Genomic DNA, 16007 nt, shown 5'->3' with positions numbered 1-16007 from the left:
GGCCCGTTACCACCTATAACGATTTGCTACAGCGGCTTGTCGAGTACCGCAATTCGTAGGTTGGTGCGGGCCAGTAGTTTTTCATCTGCCTTGCGGGTGTGCTCAATGCGCCACAGTTGCATGGTGCGCCCCAGGTACTCAGGCTCCGCCGTGGTAACGATTACTTCGCCAGCTCGAGCGGAGCGGTAAAAATCGGTGTTGTTGTTCACACCGACAACCGGCTTCTTCGCACCGCAGGCAACGAAACCAGCAATAGAGCCAGCAGTCTCACCTAGCGAGCAGTAAACACCGCCATTGGCTAGGCCCCACGGTTGCAGGTGGTCGGGCCCGACCTCGAGCTCCATCTGAATTCGCTCCGGCCCGACATGGACAAACTTCGTGCCCAGCAAGGTATCTAGACCGCCGATTCCGCTATCCCCCAAGGTGCTGTTAAAAACAGCCAGCTCCTCATCGCTCAGCGCTTCCTGGCTAGCCTTCGTCGCCAGTGTCATGTAATCGCGCAGCGCCTTCCTCTTCGCCTGCTCGGCGGCGGAAGCTGCAGGGTTAGAGTCCTGTGAACTGCCATTATTCGCAATAGTCTCGTCAGTCATGCTAAACATTGTGCCAGCGCACACCGTCACTCGTGGCAGTTTTAACGTTAAAAGCAGTAACAATTTCTGAGTCCCAGATACAACGAACCCTGGTCAGGCTTTAAGATGGTGGGCATGACCGATAACAATGAACTCGCACAAATTGGTGTCGTCGGGCTCGCCGTCATGGGCTCGAATATCGCGCGCAACTTCGCCCACAAGGGACACACCGTTGCCGTGTACAACCGCAGCCCGGAGAAAACTCGCACCCTCATCGCTGAACACGGTGATGAAGGCTCATTCATCCCGTCCGAGACCATTGAAGAGTTCGTCGCTTCGCTGGAGCGCCCGCGTCGCGCTCTGATCATGGTTCAGGCAGGTGCCGCTACTGATGCGGTCATCGATCAGCTTGCCGACGTGATGGAGCCCGGTGACATCATCATTGATGGCGGTAACTCTCTTTACACGGACACCATCCGTCGCGAGAAGGCTATTCGCGCCCGCGGCCTGCACTACGTTGGCACTGGTATTTCCGGTGGTGAAGAAGGCGCTCTGACCGGCCCATCCATCATGCCGGGTGGCACGAAGGAGTCCTACGAGTCCCTCGGCCCGCTGCTGGAATCCATCTCCGCTCACGTCGATGGCGTTCCGTGCTGTACTCACATTTCCTCTGATGGCGCTGGCCACTTCGTGAAGATGGTCCACAACGGCATCGAGTACGCGGATATGCAGGTCATCGGCGAGGCCTACCACCTGCTGCGCGAAGCTGCTGGCCTCACCCCTGCCGAGATTGCAGATATCTTCCGCGAGTGGAACAAGGGCGACCTGGACTCTTACCTGGTCGAGATCACCGCTGAGGTTCTCTCTCAGGTCGATGAGAAGACGGGCAAGCCGCTGGTGGATGTCATCGTTGATGCTGCTGGTCAGAAGGGCACCGGCCGTTGGACGGTCAAGGCCGCTTTGGACTTGGGCATTCCAGTAACTGGTATTGGCGAGGCTGTGTTCGCTCGCGCCCTGTCGTCTTCCCTTGCTCAGCGTGAGGCTGCCCGCAACCTGCCGTCGGGAAGCCTGGCTAAGGCTCCGGAAGATCGCGATGCTTTTGTGGAGCGCGTCCGTAAGGCGCTCTACGCTTCCAAGATCATTGCCTACTCGCAGGGCTTTGATGAGATTAACGCTGGCGCCAAGGAGTACGGCTGGGAAATCGACCGCGGCGCGCTGGCGACCATCTGGCGAGGTGGCTGCATCATCCGCGCACAGTTCCTGAACCGCATCAAGGAAGCGTACGACCGCAATCCGGAGCTGCCGGCGCTAGTACTCGACGAGTACTTCCGTGACCAGGTCACCGAGTGCCTCGACGCGTGGCGCGACGTTGTCGTCACTGCAGCACAGATGGGTATCCCGGCTCCGGTGTTCTCCTCCTCGCTGGCTTACTACGACGGCCTGCGTGCGGAGCGTCTGCCGGCAGCACTGGTTCAGGGGCAGCGTGACTACTTCGGTGCACACACGTACAAGCGCGTTGACCGCGAGGGCGCTTTCCACACCCTCTGGTCTGGCGACCGCTCCGAGGTTGAAGCGTAGTCTTGAAGTCTGTCGCTTCACGCTCTTGAAGTTAAAAGGGGTCTGAGATGCCATTTCCCAAGAAGGCAAAGCCTGATTTTGTGCCACGAGTTCTTTCCATCGCCGGCACAGACCCAACAGGTGGTGCTGGGCTCCATGCCGATTTGAAATCAATCGCCGCCGCCGGTGGTTATGGCATGGGCGTGGTCACCGCTTTGGTATCTCAGAACACCGTGGGCGTTCGCGCCGTCCACACCCCACCTGTTGACTTCCTCGTCGAGCAGCTGGCTGCTGTGACCGAGGATGTCACCATCGACGCGGTGAAGATTGGCATGTTGGGTTCACGCGAACTCACGCAGGCCGTCACCAACTGGGTTCGGGAGACCAAGCCAGCCGTGGTTGTTCTCGATCCGGTGATGGTCGCCACTTCCGGCGACCGTCTGCTTGACGAAGATGCCATGGACGCAATGCGTGACTTGGTCGCGGAAGCCACCGTCATCACGCCGAATGTTCCCGAACTGGCATTGCTTGCCGACGCCCCGGAGGCCAGCGACTTCACTGAGCTGATTGAGCAGGCGCTGGAGTTCGCGAGCAAAAACGATGTCATCGTGATTGCAAAGACTGGTCACTTAAGTGATGAAGAAGCCGGCAATGCCGTGGCATTCCCCGATGGCCAGGTTTTCTTCAGCTCTTCTCCCCGCATTCACACTGAGAACACCCATGGCACGGGTTGTTCGCTGTCCGCAGCTCTAGCCACACGGATTGGTGGGGGCTCTGCAATCAATGATGCCCTGCGCTGGACTACGCGCTGGCTCAGCGAGTCCATTCGTTTCGCGGATAACCTCAACGTCGGCCAGGGGCACGGCCCCATTGACCACGGCCACAGGGCTCGTCGCCTGGAAAAGGTCGCGCTTCGCCGAATGCAACCAGTCCATCTGAACTCCAGTTTTTACCCGGAGGCCATCGAAGGCACTGACACTGAGCAGACGCCGAAGGAGCTGGAATCTTTCTTCGGCCACTCACTCCAGATTGCTCCGCCGGGTCCCTTTACTTCCCAGCTGTGGCGGGACATCGAGGACATCGTTGCCGAGATTGGCGGAATGTTCAGCGTCCCCACGATGCTCCGCGGCGACCTTTCCTCGGAAGATACCAACTTCTTCGTAGCGCAAGAGGCCTGGTACTTGCACCAAACTTTCCCAGTCCTGTCGCATCTGGCAACCAAAGCACCCTGCGCAAAGGAACAGGTTTTGTGGTCGGAACTCGCGCAGGAAGCCCTGGTGCGTGCGTTGGAATTGAGCAATAACGCGCTGGAAGAGGATTCTTCGGCGCTCGAGTACATCGAGCCAACAACCATCACGCAACTCCTGCTGGACGTGCATTCTTCCTGTAGCGCTTTCAATCCATATCGGGTCGCCGTAACCAGTATCGTCGCCGAAATGTGGATTGCAGCCGAGCTGAATTTGCAAGGAAAATCCCTGGTTGATGGGGATTCCGCGATCGCGAACTGGGTGGAGATATATTCCGAACCCGAGTATGTTGACAGTGTCCAGCAGGCTCTCGAAGTCCTTGAAGAGAATATGTCCACGGCCAGCGATGCGGAGCTCAAATCCATCCGCAACATCTTCCGTCGAGCCGCCATTCTTGAGCGCGAGGTCTATGCACAACCGGGTCGCGGTTGGTAAATCTCATGGGATGGTAGTTTTCCAGCTCACCGGACGTGCCTATTGCATGGCAGTCCGGGGATAGCGGTATTCTAACAAGCATGCCCCCTCCTGCTGAGTCCAGTGATTTCAGACAGTTGGGCACGCCTGAAGCGATTGTGAGTATTCTGCGTGCCCAGCACATAACTTCGCCTACCGCCGTGCAGGTGGCAACTTTGCCAGATGCTTTCGCTGGCAAGGACGTTCTTGCACAGGCCCCCACAGGCTCGGGCAAAACGCTCGCATTCGGCATTCCGCTGGTCGCGTTACTCAATAACGCCTCTCCAGCGCTTCCCGGTTACCCGCGCGCGCTCATTATTTCGCCGACGCGCGAACTCGCAGATCAGATTGCTGATGTCCTCGCTGACATCGGTGCCGCTGCAGGTCTGCGTGTCTTGAGCTTGGTCGGCGGTGACTCCGTGGCCAAGCAACAGACGCTGCTCGCTGCGCCAGTCGATATCGCTGTAGTCACACCGGGTCGCGCACACGATTTGCGCCGCCGCGGCGTACTCAGCCTTGAGCACGTTCTCGCCGTCGTCGTAGACGAAGCGGACATGCTCGCTGACATGGGCTTTCTGCCCGATGTTCTGGGCCTGGTCCGTGCGTGTCCGAAGTCGGCACAGCGCATGGTTTTTTCCGCCACGATTAACGACGACGCCGCGGGGCTTATCCGCGACCGTCGCGCAAGTAGCACCGAAGTTGCGAAGCACAAGGTCACTGCCTCCCGGTTGACCATGCGCAACATGCGGCATCTGTTACTTCGGGTGGAGGACAACAACGAAGCCGACGAGGTTGTCGCGTGGATCGCCTCCCGCAAGGAACAGTGCGTCATCTTCGCCAACTCTAAAGCGCGTGTCGTGCAGCTGGCTAAGTTTCTACAGTTCTACGACATCAAGTTAGGTTTCCTCCACGGCGATCGCGGCCAGGCAACTCGTCGCGCAGTCCTCAAGGCCTTTGCCGACGGTGAAATCAATGTCCTCGTCACCACGGATGTGGCCGCTCGTGGCATTGATATCGATGCTCTTGACTTGGTTGTGCACGCGGATCCGCCAAGGGATTCCGCGACGTATATTCACCGCTCGGGTCGGACGGCTCGTGCAGGTGCTTCCGGCACGGTAGCGATGATTGTGCGTGACCGCCAGGTTGATCAGGCCCGTGAGCTGCTGGCAGGGGCCGGCGTTGAAGCTGAAGAGCTCCGCGCCGCTCCGGGGCTGCCGCGATTTGTCAAGGAACTGGGCGCACGGCGTCCGCGCCGGACTCGTCAAGATCAGAGCCAATCTGCAGGCAGTGCTGGTGGTGCCGGTTACCGCGGTCGCGGTGGCCCGTCGGCAAGCGGAAAGAATCGTGCTGGCGGTCGCGTACACCGCCCCAAGCGAGGGAAAAAGAAGAAGAGATAATCAGTGGATATTGTTCTCAATATTGTCGCGGTTGTCGGCTTTATCGCGCTAACCGCTGGCACCGGCCTCTTTGTGGCGTTTGAATTCGCGCTGACGGGACTGGAGCGGTCTACGATTGACGCCGACCGCGCCCGTTCGGCGGATGCACCTGCTGAGGCCGTTTACAAGGCACATAATCGACTGTCCTTCCACCTCTCCGGTGCGCAGCTGGGCATTACGTTGACGACACTGGCAACTGGTTTCCTCGCGGAACCGGTGCTGGCGCAGTACTTCACGCCGATGTTGCATTGGATGGGGCTCAACGAGTCTGCAGCGGGACCGACCGCACTGATTCTTGCGCTCATTGTGGCCACGATGTTGTCAATGGTCTACGGCGAATTGGTGCCGAAGAACGTCGCGATTACAGAGCCGCTGGCGGCTGCGCGCGTTACGGCTCGTCCTGTGATGGCGTTTAACTGGGTGTTCCACTACTTCATTCAGTCGCTGAATGCCTCGGCGAACTGGCTGGTGCGCAAGCTCGGTATTGAACCGGCGGATGAGCTGGCGTCGGCGCGTTCCCCGCAGGAGCTGGAAGCACTGGTGCGCAATTCTGCAGAGCAGGGTGCATTGGATGAGTCGAAGGCTGCTGTGCTCGAGTCGTCGTTACGCTTTGGCGAAACTACTGCGGAGGACCTGATGACGCCGCGGTCGACGATTACCTCCCTCGATGTCGATGACACGGCGCTGGATCTGCTGGCTGTCGCCATCGAATCGGGACATTCCCGCTTCCCCATTACTGACGGGGACCTCGATGCCACTGTCGGTGTTGTCCACGTCAAGGACGCATTCGCGGTGCCTGCGGCGAAGCGCTCAACTACCACCATGCGGGAGGTTGCACGGCCAGTGCCGACGCTGCCGCAGTCGCTGGACGGCGATGCCGTACTGGAGGCCGTGCGTTCGGCTGGTTCGCAGATTGCGCTGGTCGCAGACGAGTATGGCGGCATCGCCGGCATTGTCACCATCGAGGACGTCGTCGAGGAAATTCTTGGCGAGGTCTGGGATGAGTACGACGACAAAGAGTCCGAGCAGGAAGTCAAGCGCGCAATTGAAGGCTGGAATTGCTCCGGCCTTGTGCGTACCGACGAGCTGCCGACCAAGGTCGGATACTTCGCCCCGGAGGGCAGCTTCGAAACCCTCGGTGGCCTGATTATGTTTGCGCTCGGTCGCATCCCGGAGGTCGGTGACGTCGTCCTGCTGCCAGAGACCGAACGCGACTTCATGGACGAGTTCGAATCGGGTATCGCCGGACGCTGGTACGCACGCATTCTGGCGATGGATGACCGCCGCGTGGATCGTGCCATTTTGATTCCTGTGACCAACGAGCGCGCTAAGGAGATGTTCAACCTATGAGTGACTGGTTTGGAATCCTCCTGACCTTCTTCTTGTTGTTGGTCAACGCATTTTTCGTGGGCGCGGAGTTCTCGCTTATTGCTGCTCGCCGCGATCGCTTGGAGGCGCTGCTGGCTCAGGGAAAGAAGCGCGCTCGCACAGTTATCAATGCTTCTGAACACCTGTCGATGATGCTCGCCGCCGCACAGCTGGGCATCACTATTGCCTCGCTACTGCTGGGTAAGGTCTCCGAGCCGGCGCTGGCACATCTGCTGGAAGCTCCCTTCCAGCAGATGGGTATTCCGGAGTCGCTGCTGCATCCGCTGAGCTTTGCCATCGCATTGATGCTGGTGTCAGTGCTGCACATCATGCTCGGTGAGATGGTCCCGAAGAACATCTCGCTGGCAGGCCCGGAAACGATGGCTATGCTGCTTATTCCGGTTCATATGGTCTTCTACCGCCTGACCAAGCCACTGTTGCTGCTGTTTAACTGGATGGCTCGCCATACGCTGAGGCTGTTCGGCATTGAGCAGCGCGATGAGCTCGACACCACTGTCGATTCGACTGAGTTGGCATCGATGATTGCGGAGTCTCGTCAAGAGGGGCTCCTTGACAGCGAGGAGCACGTCCGACTTCGTCGCACGCTGGCTTCGGCCACGCGCACCATTGAGGAGGTGCTAATTCCGCACGAGCAGATTCGGCGCCTCCCCACCGCACCGACTGTGGGCGACCTAGAGACGGCGGTCACCGAAACTGGCTTCTCCCGGTTCCCCGTCGCTGCGGCCAACAATGAACCCAACGAGTACCGTGGCTATGTTCACGTCAAGGATGTCCTAGACCGCGTCATGGACCCTGCCTCCGGACCGGAGACAGCCATCCCCGATGACGAGATTCGCCCGATGATCGAGATTCCCATCGATGCCACGCTGGATGAGGGATTGCGCATCATGCGCCGCTACAGCGCCCACATGGCAGTGGCTGTACGCGCTCGCATGCCAAAGCCGCACCTGCGCGCAAACGCCCCGGCAAGTATCGCCCCGAAGACTGGTGCTTTCTCCGGCGCGGAGCAGATCGGCATCGTGGCTCTGGAGGACCTCATCGAGGAGCAGGTCGGTGTCGTGCGCGACTGGACCCACGAGGTCTCCCCGCGTCGCAGCGGTGCGCCAAAGCAGCACTCGACCGTGAACCAGCCCCGGACCCGACCGGGCACCACGCAGGGACGCCAGCAGTGACACCTATGCCCGAGTCGTCTTTCGATTGGCGTGAAGCCAAGGCAAGGCATATCGCCCGCGTCGATGTCCTGACCCGCGACCACCTGTCCCGTCGCAGTCGCGGCCAGCGCCACCCGGTCTGGGACTTCATCTTCGAGTACTACCCCGTTAAACCCGGCCAACTCCGCCGCTGGTCACCGGGCATCGGCGTAGATCTTCCCGGTGCGACGGCCAAGGACATCAGTCACCTGAAGTTCTTTACCCTCGACACGGGCAGCGCTACCGACAGTCCTGCCAGCAAGGACCCCACCGATACCGCCTCTGGGACGGCGCGCATGGATGTTTCGGCGTACGTCGATAAGCGAGGTACGACGGTGGCGTACATCGGCAATCTGCTGCGTTCGACGCGCGCGAATCCGGCGCACTTTGACTGCTTTGGTCTGCATGAATGGGCGATGGTGTATCGCCAGCCCGAGCATCGTCATCCGGAGCCACTGCGGCTAGGTCAGGCAGGCACGGACGAGGTCGTCGAGGCCCACACGGTTCGATGTACGCACTTCGATGCCTTCCGTTTCTTCACGCCCGACGCCGTGCCGCTCAACGAGTTTGCACCGACGCGCGAGACGCAGCCGCACTGTGAGCAGATGGGGTGTCTGCACGCCAACATGGACTTGTATAAATGGGCGACCAAGCTCGGCGAGGCGGTCCCCGGCGACCTGTGGCTGGATACTTTCGAGCTCGCGTGCAGTGCTCGTGAGTTGGATATGCGCGCCGCTCCCTACGATCTGCGGGATTGGGGTTTTTCACCTATTCGCATCGAAACGCCCGAAGGCAAGGCCGAGTACGTCCGCCGCCAGCGTGAGCTCAGCGCGCGTGCCGATGTTCTGCGCGGCCGTCTTCTCGAAGTGGTAGATGTCGCATTGTCCACGCAGTAAAGTTGGCAGCAGTTACGTGCGCGTTTGTGCTTTACGATGAGGTCTGCTGCGAGTCGACAGTGCCGAGCACACTCAGCATAGAAAGGGCTAGAACGACATGGGACGACACGCCTCGGGTGAGAACAACTATCGAGTAGCTAAGGGGCCTTTTATTGCCGTCTTGGTCGTAATTGTTCTGGTGGCTGCGGTTTTTGCCTGGGTTAATCTGCGCAAGAGCAACGATTCGTCGATTGATGCTGACCGTGCACGGTGTACGAAGGGTGACCTGACACTGGTGGTGACCGCTGATCCTGCTGCGGTGGGCTCGGCACAGAAACTCGTGCAGGACTATGGCGAGTCGAATCCCGTGGTGAGGGACTTCTGTGTGCGGCCACAGATTACGGTGGCGGGCTCGCAGGAGGTTGTGAACGCCCTGACTGAGGCTGGCGGTGCTGAAGCTGGTGAGGGAGCTCCGGAGGATCCCGCTGCGGGTGAAGCCGACACCGGAATTATGACTCCGGGAGTCTGGATTCCCGCCGATGTCTCTTTCGTGGACCAGGCGAAGAACTCGAACAAGGTCAAGGTCAACGCCCCCAAGACGTGGTTGCCGCCGATTGCCAGCGGCGTGGCCTTCACAACCAATCGTGCTGACCAGCTGAACAACGCCACCTGGGAAGAGCTTGCGGGATTGCGCGTGGCCGCCCCCGGTGGCTCCGATGCGGCACTGTCGGCCGTGATCAGTGCTCGGCTTGGCGGTGGCCCGGATGTCGCTCGCGAACGCGCTGACTTGGGTGAGATCTACACCTCCAATACTCTGCTGACCATGCTCAGCCAGAACGTCGCCGACTTCGACGGCGTGGCCGCGACCCAGCCCATGCTGCAGATGGCCGGAGAGGGGCTGAAGCTGGTCTCCCCTGCGGATGCACCCCAGTTACACGCGCCAGTTGTCACCTTTGGCTCCGGTGGCAAGATCGACGAGAACACGGCTCGCGCGGCCGAGGACTTCCGCAACTTCGCAGCAGATCACGGCGCCGACGGCGAAGCTGCTGAGAGCACTTTCAGCCCTGAAGTAGCGGAGAACTTTGGAGTGCTCTCGCAGATTCAGACGGATTCTTTTGCGCTGCCGCCAGCACTGGAGCAGCCGGACGCGCAACAGCCCGCAACTGCGGTGGGTTCGGCGCTCCTGCTCGCTGACACCTCCGAGGGCGTCGATGTCGGAGCGCTGTCTGCGGCACTGACCGGCGCTATCGATGCGGCACCTGGCGGCCGCTACGGCCTGTGGACATTCGCACCTGAAGTAAACCGCCTCGCGGAACTTCCCGCCCCCGATGACCAGGCCAACAATGGCGCGGACGCCGTAAAGGGTTCGCTGGCCGAACTTCCGGCCGGTGGTGAGCCACAGTTCTGGCCAGCGCTTATCGATGCCTACCAGGCCGCCCGCGACACCTACTCCCCTGACAAGCCCAACCGTCTCGTCGTGCTCACCTCGGGGCGCGATGCCTCGGGTGCCGATGCCGTCGAGTCTGTCGAGAGGATCAAGGAACTCATTAGCCCGGACCGCCCGGTAACGATTGAGGTCATCGTGCTTCCCGACGGCGACAGTTCCAGCCCCGAGCTGCAGGGAGTGGCAAATATGACCACCGGCTCTCTGCGCATTGCGGCTGACTACGGCGATGGCCTGGCCTCTCAGTTGGCTGCGGCTATCGGTACGGAGTAAGTAGCAAAAAACCGCCTCCATCTGGTCCAACCTCGGGAGAGGTAAGACGGAACCAGTTGTGGAAGGCGGTTTTCGTTTAGTTTGTTTCGCTTCTTTGAGCGGCGGCCATAGCAGCGACGCCGCTATTCAGCCATACAGTTGGCGGTTACCGTATCTGTTGGCGGTTAGGAGATGCGGCGGCGACGACGCTCAGCCAGCTCATCGATGCCAGTACCTGGGTTCTCCTGAGTACCGTCGATACGCTCGGACGGGAAGGAGGCGATGGTGCCAGTCAGTTCCTTCATAATGCCCGGGACAGCAATGCCGAACACTCCCTGGCCACCGTTGAGCAGGTCGATGACCTCTTCATTGGAGCGGCACTGGTAGACGGTGCGACCGTCGGAAACCAGCGTGATGGTAGCCAGGTCATCGACGCCGAGGTCGCGCAGGCGATCGACAGCCAGACGGATATTCTGCAGGGAAATACCGGTGTCCAGCAGACCGCGAACAATCTTCAAAACGAGGATGTCGCGGAAGGAGTACAGACGCTGGGTACCCGAGCCCTTAGCGGTACGGATAGAAGGCTCCACCAGCTTGGTGCGTGCCCAGTAGTCCAGCTGGCGGTAAGAAATGCCCGCTACCTGACATGCGATAGGAACGCGGTAGCCAACCTGCTCGTCCGGTCCCATGTCGAACAGGGATTCCTGAACCGCGCGCGGCTCTTGCGAGTCCGACGCACGGAGCTCATTGTCGCCAAAGAGCGAACCGCTGCTGTCGTCGACCATATAAATTCTCCCGAGGTAGTTTCACTGCCGTTATTTATCTTTCGCCAAGGTTAATCGGCTGTCAATACATCACAGCACGACACGCCGAATCTCTAAACCTAAAGTTAAGGTTTAGAGTTTGGAGTCACAGTTTCCCCAGCTCAAGCACGACCCGGGAGCAAAACCGCAGGACGGGATGAAACTATAACTTACGAAAAGTTACCCCTTTTATGGGGGCATTCAGCGACACGCCGGAGGAAATAAGCGTCACAACTACCTCAAAAGCAACCGGTTATTCACTCCAGTCACACGTTTAACGGTCGCCATCGGAAGCTGAATCGGTGCCACCGTCGGCTTCACCATCAGACTTCTTGTCCTCCGCATCACCATGCGGCTCGGCGAAGTAGTCAGCATCAATGCTGTCGAGGAATTCCGCAAACTCCGACACCGATGCCTCGACGGAGTCGGTCTCCGACTCGTCGGCAAGCGAACCGCCATTGGTTGCGACGAGACGCGCCGCTACCGACGTGGCGTCGAGCACATCACGCGCGACATACAGCGGAACCTCAAGCTCGCTAGCGATAAGGATGAGGTCGGAGGGCCGCATATCAATCTCTGCGCCACCTTCGAGCACCAGGCTGGCGATGAAAACGCCCTCGTGCACGCCCGTAATCTGGCCGCGTAGGGCGCTCTGCCCCACCATGTCCAGCGTATCGACGAAGACCTCATGCATGCCTGGGCGACGCTGCGTAGCGCCGGTCTCACGGGCGGAGTACTCCGTCGCTGTCGCCAAATCAATCCAAATCGGGATAATCCGATTGGTCTCTTCGGCATGCAGGAGTAGCACTGGATCGTCCTCAGGAGGATGCGCCATCCAGTCTAGAAACTTGACTTCTACGAGTTTTTCGTCCATAACAGCGATAATTGTAGCGAGCCACTATTTACGCGGGACTACCGACTACTTCCCCAGGTCCTTGTTGACCTGGCGCTTGACCAAAGTGCCGTGCAGCGTGACCATCAGCGCAGTCATCTCACGGCCCATCTCCACAGCCTTCTGCTTGCCGCTAGCCGCACGCGACTTACTCAGCGGACTAGCAGCGAGTGACACCAAATCTGCCTCACGAGCCGCAGCGGTACGCACAGTTTTGAGGTGCCGGGCATCCAGGCCAAACTCAGCCAGCTTGACCGCCGTCTCAGTGATAAGCAGGTCATCGCCATCGAACATGTTCAGCGTGTCCGGAGTAATCAGGCCCACTCGAACCAGTTCAGTGATGAACTTCTCGCTAGCGCCGGTGCGCTCTGCCAGCTCCGCCTGCGTCAGCGAAACCACTGCGGCTTCGCGGAACTGATCCGCCGTCACCAGTGGAGTGACCGATGCCAGACCATCGCCGCCAGCGTTGCCCGCATCAATTTCGTCGAGCTGCTCTTTAATAACCTTCAGCGGCAAGTAGTTATCACGCTGAACAGTGAGAATGTAGCGCAGGCGGTCAATGTCCGCCTGGCTGTAGCGACGATAACCCGAGGAGCTACGCGACGGGCACAGCAGCCCCTCCGACTCGAGAAAACGAATTTTGGACAGCGTTACATCAGGGAACTCAACCTTGACTTCCTTCAGCACAGCACCGATGGTCTTCTTCTTGCCCACCGAGCGTGCTTGCTTCGCAGTGCCTTCCGACGAAGTCGGCTGCGAAACTGCTGATTTGCGTACTGCTGCCACTGGTCTTTTCCGAGCCTTTACAAAAATAAGGGGTTAATGCCGATAGGTGCCGACATTAACCGATGTCGAATTAGTTACCGATCAGGAAGACGAGGCGGAACTTACCGACCTGAACCTCGTCACCATTAGCCAGAACCGCGGAGTTCTTCGGCTCGCGGTTAACGTAGGTACCGTTCAGCGATCCCACGTCGACAACCTCGTAGGAGTCACCGTTCTTGCGGAACTCTGCGTGACGACGGGAAACAGTCACATCATCGAGGAAGATGTCGCTGTCCGGGTGACGACCAGCGGTGGTGACTGCCTGATCGAGCAGGAAACGCGAACCCGCGTTTGGCCCCCGCTTGACAACCAAGAGTGCCGAGCCCGCCGGAAGTCCTTCAACACCGGAGACCGTGGAGTCCGTGTTAGAGCTGGACTCCATTTCCTTCAGCAAATCTGCACGGAAGACCGAGGTGGTCTCGACCGATGCCTCTGGCTGGCCGCTATTGCTAGTCATATCTTTCCCTCCGGGATAACCTTGGGCGATTTACTCGTTACTTTTTAGATAATAGCGCCCCAACCGCTTTCGTGTTGTTACCTAATCCCAACCATGTTGTGACACAGCTCACCGACAGGGTATGTACAACATGATTGATATGCGTAAATACCGACATCGGAGAGCTCTCTCTGTGGGGGCACCTAGGCCGGCCACCTGAGAAAATATTTTCAAATTGTTACCAAACGCGTGGTTACGGCTTACCTAAACATCGCTGCAATTGAGCCGACGACCGAGCCGCCACCATTGCTCAATGGGTTGTCGTTGACCATGTAAGTCCACGTCGAGCTCGGGCGAGCAAGACCCGTGTCCTCCAGATGTGCACCATCGCTGTCGATTTCGACCTCCTGGAAGGTCTGCACCGACTCGGTGACGGCATTGTTCACCAGGTTCTTAAAGGCTCCGATGGCGGCGCGGTGGAACTCATCAATGGGGCTTTCCTTAGCCAGCGCACGCAGGTGAATCGACTCCCGCAGGTCATCCAGATCCGCCAGGTGGTCCGACCACCCGCGATCCAGGTGGCTCAACATGATTTCCCGGGCAGCGTCCTCGGCGACATCGCGCCCAACTGCGGCTTCGACTTCCTTCGCCCGCGCCGATGCCAGCTTGGACAGTTCTTCCCAGGCAGCATTAGTAGTCAGCAATTTCTCCCGGCGCTCATCCAGAATCTCGCGCTGGTCACCGATGAGCTTGTTGTACTTCCACGTCGTCGCATGAATCGACAGCATGGTCGCCTCTGTCACTCGCTGTGCGCGGTCGATGAACTGGTAGGCCCTCTTATCGCGAACGCGGCCATCGTCCTCGGGCAGCACGCTCAGCGTCTCGCCAGCAGCGCCTTCGGAAATCACCGGGTCATCCAGGGAGACAAAGAACACCGATGAACCCGGATCGCCCTGGCGCCCGGCGCGGCCACGCAGCTGGTTGTCCAGTCGGTCAGTGCGGTGCTTGCCCAGACCAATGACGCATAGTCCACCGCGTTCGACAACGGCATCGCGGTTGGATTCGTCTGCTCCGCCGAGGCGAATATCGGTTCCTCGTCCGGCCATCTGAGTGGACACCGTGACGCGACCAATATCGCCAGCATTGGCGATGACTTGGGCCTCCAGCTCGTCATTTTTCGCGTTCAGCACCGAGGATTCGATGCCGCGCAGGACCAGCGCATCGGCCAGGCGTTCCGATTCGGCCACGTCACGGGTGCCTACGAGTATTGGTCGACCAGTGCCGTTGAGTTCCACGACCTCGTCGACAAGCGCGTTAAACGCGTCGTCGGTGGTGGCGTAGATGCGGTCGGGCTCGTCGTCGCGGATGCATGGCACGTTGGGTTCGATGACGGAGACGTGGAGTCCGTAGAACTCGCGGAACTGGTCGCCCGCGGAGGTGGCGGTGCCGGTCATGCCGCAGGTGATGTCGTAGCGGCCGACGAGTTGTTGGATGGTCATGGAGTCCAGGATGCGGCCTCCCTCAGAGACTTGCAGGCCCTCCTTGGCCTCTACTGCCGCTTGCAGACCGTCCGGCCAGCGCTGCAGTTCCGCCACGCGCCCCTTCGAGGCGTCGATGAGCTGTACCTTGCCGTCGCGCACGATGTAGTCGACATCGCGCTGCAGCAGCTCGTGGGCGTGCAGTGCGACGTTGACCTGAACCAGAGTGGTGCCGACGTGCTCGGCGTCGTACAGCGAGCCGATGCCAAGCAGCCGTTCGACGCGCGCAGCGCCGGTATCGGTGAGGAAGACATTGCGACGGCCTTCGTCGACGGTGTAGTCATCGCCGAGCTGCAGTCGGCGCACCACGTCGGTAATCTGTCCGGTCGGTGCGGTGCCAGGCTCAGTGCCGGCGAGCACGAGGGGGACCAGCGCTTCATCGACCAGTACGGAGTCGGCCTCGTCGATGATCGCGACATCAGCGGGCGACTGCACGCGGTCCTCGATGGTCGGCGCGCAGCGGTCGCGTAGTAGGTCAAAGCCGAGTTCGTTGACGGCGGCGTAGACGATGTCTGCCGCATATGCTTTACGACGCTCCCCCGGACCATCCTGCGGCGAAATAGCCGCCACCGAGAGTCCAAGGAACCCGAACAGCGGTTGCATCCATTGCGCGTCGCGGCCTGCGAGGTAGTCGTTGACAGTCACGGAATGCACGCGGTGGCCACGCAGCGCGAACCCGGCTGCGGCCAGGGCGCCGGAGAGAGTCTTGCCCTCACCGGTGGCCATCTGGATAACGTCTCCCTCCATGAGCGCCAGCGCGCCTTGCAGCTGCACATCGAAGGGGCGCATGGACAGGGTGCGCTGGGAGACTTCGCGGAGCGCGGCTAAAAGCTCCGGTGCATCGGTGGCGTGTTGGCGGGCGAAGTCGGCGAGGTCGGCGTCGGAAAGCGCCTGTACCTGTGGCTCGAGCTCAGCGGCGCGCGCCACCAGCCCTACGCTGCGTTTTTGGTTGCGCCCCTGCTTGCCGCCGAGAGCCTTCCAAAACCAATTAAACCCAGCCATCTTTTACCCTTTCCTGCGCACGTGTGGTTGTCGGCGCGTTCTGACTCACCAGAGTAATCAATCTGGACCAGCCTTCGGAGTATCAATCGCTGCCAGCGA

At 59.9% G+C, this 16007-nt stretch carries 13 protein-coding genes; 7 read left to right on the top strand and 6 right to left on the bottom strand.

The window, feature by feature from the left end; translation table 11 throughout:
- Positions 1 to 26 precede the first annotated feature (26 nt).
- A complete protein-coding gene (locus NQ014_RS02260; RefSeq protein WP_257073468.1) occupies positions 27 to 590 on the bottom strand; it encodes a PaaI family thioesterase in 564 nt (187 codons plus the stop codon).
- Positions 591 to 695: 105 nt separating this feature from the next.
- On the opposite strand from NQ014_RS02260, the gene gndA reads away from it, so the two are divergent.
- The 7 genes from gndA to NQ014_RS02225 all read left to right on the top strand — a co-directional run bounded on the left by gndA (position 696) and on the right by NQ014_RS02225 (position 10433).
- On the top strand, positions 696 to 2147 hold the full coding sequence (gene gndA, locus NQ014_RS02255) for an NADP-dependent phosphogluconate dehydrogenase (RefSeq protein WP_373467695.1): 1452 nt from the start codon (positions 696 to 698) through the stop codon (positions 2145 to 2147).
- Positions 2148 to 2194: 47 nt separating this feature from the next.
- Complete coding sequence (locus tag NQ014_RS02250) at positions 2195 to 3808, top strand: bifunctional hydroxymethylpyrimidine kinase/phosphomethylpyrimidine kinase (RefSeq protein ID WP_257073463.1); 1614 nt, start codon at positions 2195 to 2197, stop codon at positions 3806 to 3808.
- Between the two features lie 80 nt (positions 3809 to 3888).
- Positions 3889 to 5223, top strand: a complete 1335-nt coding sequence (locus tag NQ014_RS02245) for a DEAD/DEAH box helicase (protein WP_257073461.1) — start codon at positions 3889 to 3891, stop codon at positions 5221 to 5223.
- Between the two features lie 3 nt (positions 5224 to 5226).
- Positions 5227 to 6612 (top strand): hemolysin family protein, encoded by a 1386-nt coding sequence (locus tag NQ014_RS02240; RefSeq protein WP_257073459.1) that lies wholly within the window; start codon positions 5227 to 5229, stop codon positions 6610 to 6612.
- On the top strand, positions 6609 to 7823 hold the full coding sequence (locus NQ014_RS02235; protein WP_257073457.1) for a hemolysin family protein: 1215 nt from the start codon (positions 6609 to 6611) through the stop codon (positions 7821 to 7823). The genes NQ014_RS02240 and NQ014_RS02235 overlap by 4 nt, the downstream gene beginning before the upstream one ends.
- A 5-nt stretch (positions 7824 to 7828) precedes the next feature.
- Positions 7829 to 8737: a 3-methyladenine DNA glycosylase gene (locus tag NQ014_RS02230; RefSeq protein WP_257073455.1), complete on the top strand. Its 909-nt coding sequence runs from the start codon at positions 7829 to 7831 to the stop codon at positions 8735 to 8737.
- A gap of 97 nt (positions 8738 to 8834) precedes the next feature.
- Positions 8835 to 10433 (top strand): hypothetical protein, encoded by a 1599-nt coding sequence (locus tag NQ014_RS02225; protein ID WP_257073453.1) that lies wholly within the window; start codon positions 8835 to 8837, stop codon positions 10431 to 10433.
- Between the two features lie 164 nt (positions 10434 to 10597).
- Here NQ014_RS02225 and NQ014_RS02220 read toward each other — a convergent pair whose 3' ends face one another.
- The 5 genes from NQ014_RS02220 to secA2 all read right to left on the bottom strand — a co-directional run bounded on the left by NQ014_RS02220 (position 10598) and on the right by secA2 (position 15908).
- Positions 10598 to 11101: a MerR family transcriptional regulator gene (locus NQ014_RS02220; protein ID WP_172620271.1), complete on the bottom strand. Its 504-nt coding sequence runs from the start codon at positions 11099 to 11101 to the stop codon at positions 10598 to 10600.
- Between the two features lie 388 nt (positions 11102 to 11489).
- Positions 11490 to 12089 carry a bifunctional nuclease family protein gene (locus tag NQ014_RS02215; protein WP_257073450.1) on the bottom strand — a complete coding sequence of 200 codons (600 nt, stop codon included), beginning with the start codon at positions 12087 to 12089 and terminating at the stop codon, positions 11490 to 11492.
- Between the two features lie 45 nt (positions 12090 to 12134).
- On the bottom strand, positions 12135 to 12893 hold the full coding sequence (locus NQ014_RS02210; RefSeq protein WP_257073446.1) for a MerR family transcriptional regulator: 759 nt from the start codon (positions 12891 to 12893) through the stop codon (positions 12135 to 12137).
- 70 nt (positions 12894 to 12963) lie between these two features.
- The gene (gene odhI, locus NQ014_RS02205) at positions 12964 to 13389 is read right to left on the bottom strand and encodes an oxoglutarate dehydrogenase inhibitor Odhl (protein WP_005511304.1); all 426 of its coding nucleotides are present in this window, start codon (positions 13387 to 13389) and stop codon (positions 12964 to 12966) included.
- 239 nt (positions 13390 to 13628) lie between these two features.
- Positions 13629 to 15908, bottom strand: a complete 2280-nt coding sequence (gene secA2, locus NQ014_RS02200; RefSeq protein ID WP_257073441.1) for an accessory Sec system translocase SecA2 — start codon at positions 15906 to 15908, stop codon at positions 13629 to 13631.
- Positions 15909 to 16007 lie beyond the last annotated feature (99 nt).

Source organism: Corynebacterium sp. 5QC2CO, from assembly GCF_024580435.1.
GTDB classification, from domain to species: domain Bacteria; phylum Actinomycetota; class Actinomycetes; order Mycobacteriales; family Mycobacteriaceae; genus Corynebacterium; species Corynebacterium jeikeium_D.
The sequence above is the reverse complement of the archived record's forward strand: the minus strand, read 5'-3'. Positions and strand labels throughout refer to the sequence as shown.

Coding starts and splice junctions, on each gene's coding strand:
- NQ014_RS02260 (WP_257073468.1), bottom strand. CDS start 590: ATGACTGACGAGACTATTGCGAATAATGGCAGTTCACAGGACTCTAAC.
- gndA (WP_373467695.1), top strand. CDS start 696: ATGGTGGGCATGACCGATAACAATGAACTCGCACAAATTGGTGTCGTC.
- NQ014_RS02250 (WP_257073463.1), top strand. CDS start 2,195: ATGCCATTTCCCAAGAAGGCAAAGCCTGATTTTGTGCCACGAGTTCTT.
- NQ014_RS02245 (WP_257073461.1), top strand. CDS start 3,889: ATGCCCCCTCCTGCTGAGTCCAGTGATTTCAGACAGTTGGGCACGCCT.
- NQ014_RS02235 (WP_257073457.1), top strand. CDS start 6,609: ATGAGTGACTGGTTTGGAATCCTCCTGACCTTCTTCTTGTTGTTGGTC.
- NQ014_RS02230 (WP_257073455.1), top strand. CDS start 7,829: ATGCCCGAGTCGTCTTTCGATTGGCGTGAAGCCAAGGCAAGGCATATC.
- NQ014_RS02225 (WP_257073453.1), top strand. CDS start 8,835: ATGGGACGACACGCCTCGGGTGAGAACAACTATCGAGTAGCTAAGGGG.
- NQ014_RS02220 (WP_172620271.1), bottom strand. CDS start 11,101: ATGGGACCGGACGAGCAGGTTGGCTACCGCGTTCCTATCGCATGTCAG.
- NQ014_RS02215 (WP_257073450.1), bottom strand. CDS start 12,089: ATGGACGAAAAACTCGTAGAAGTCAAGTTTCTAGACTGGATGGCGCAT.
- odhI (WP_005511304.1), bottom strand. CDS start 13,389: ATGACTAGCAATAGCGGCCAGCCAGAGGCATCGGTCGAGACCACCTCG.
- secA2 (WP_257073441.1), bottom strand. CDS start 15,908: ATGGCTGGGTTTAATTGGTTTTGGAAGGCTCTCGGCGGCAAGCAGGGG.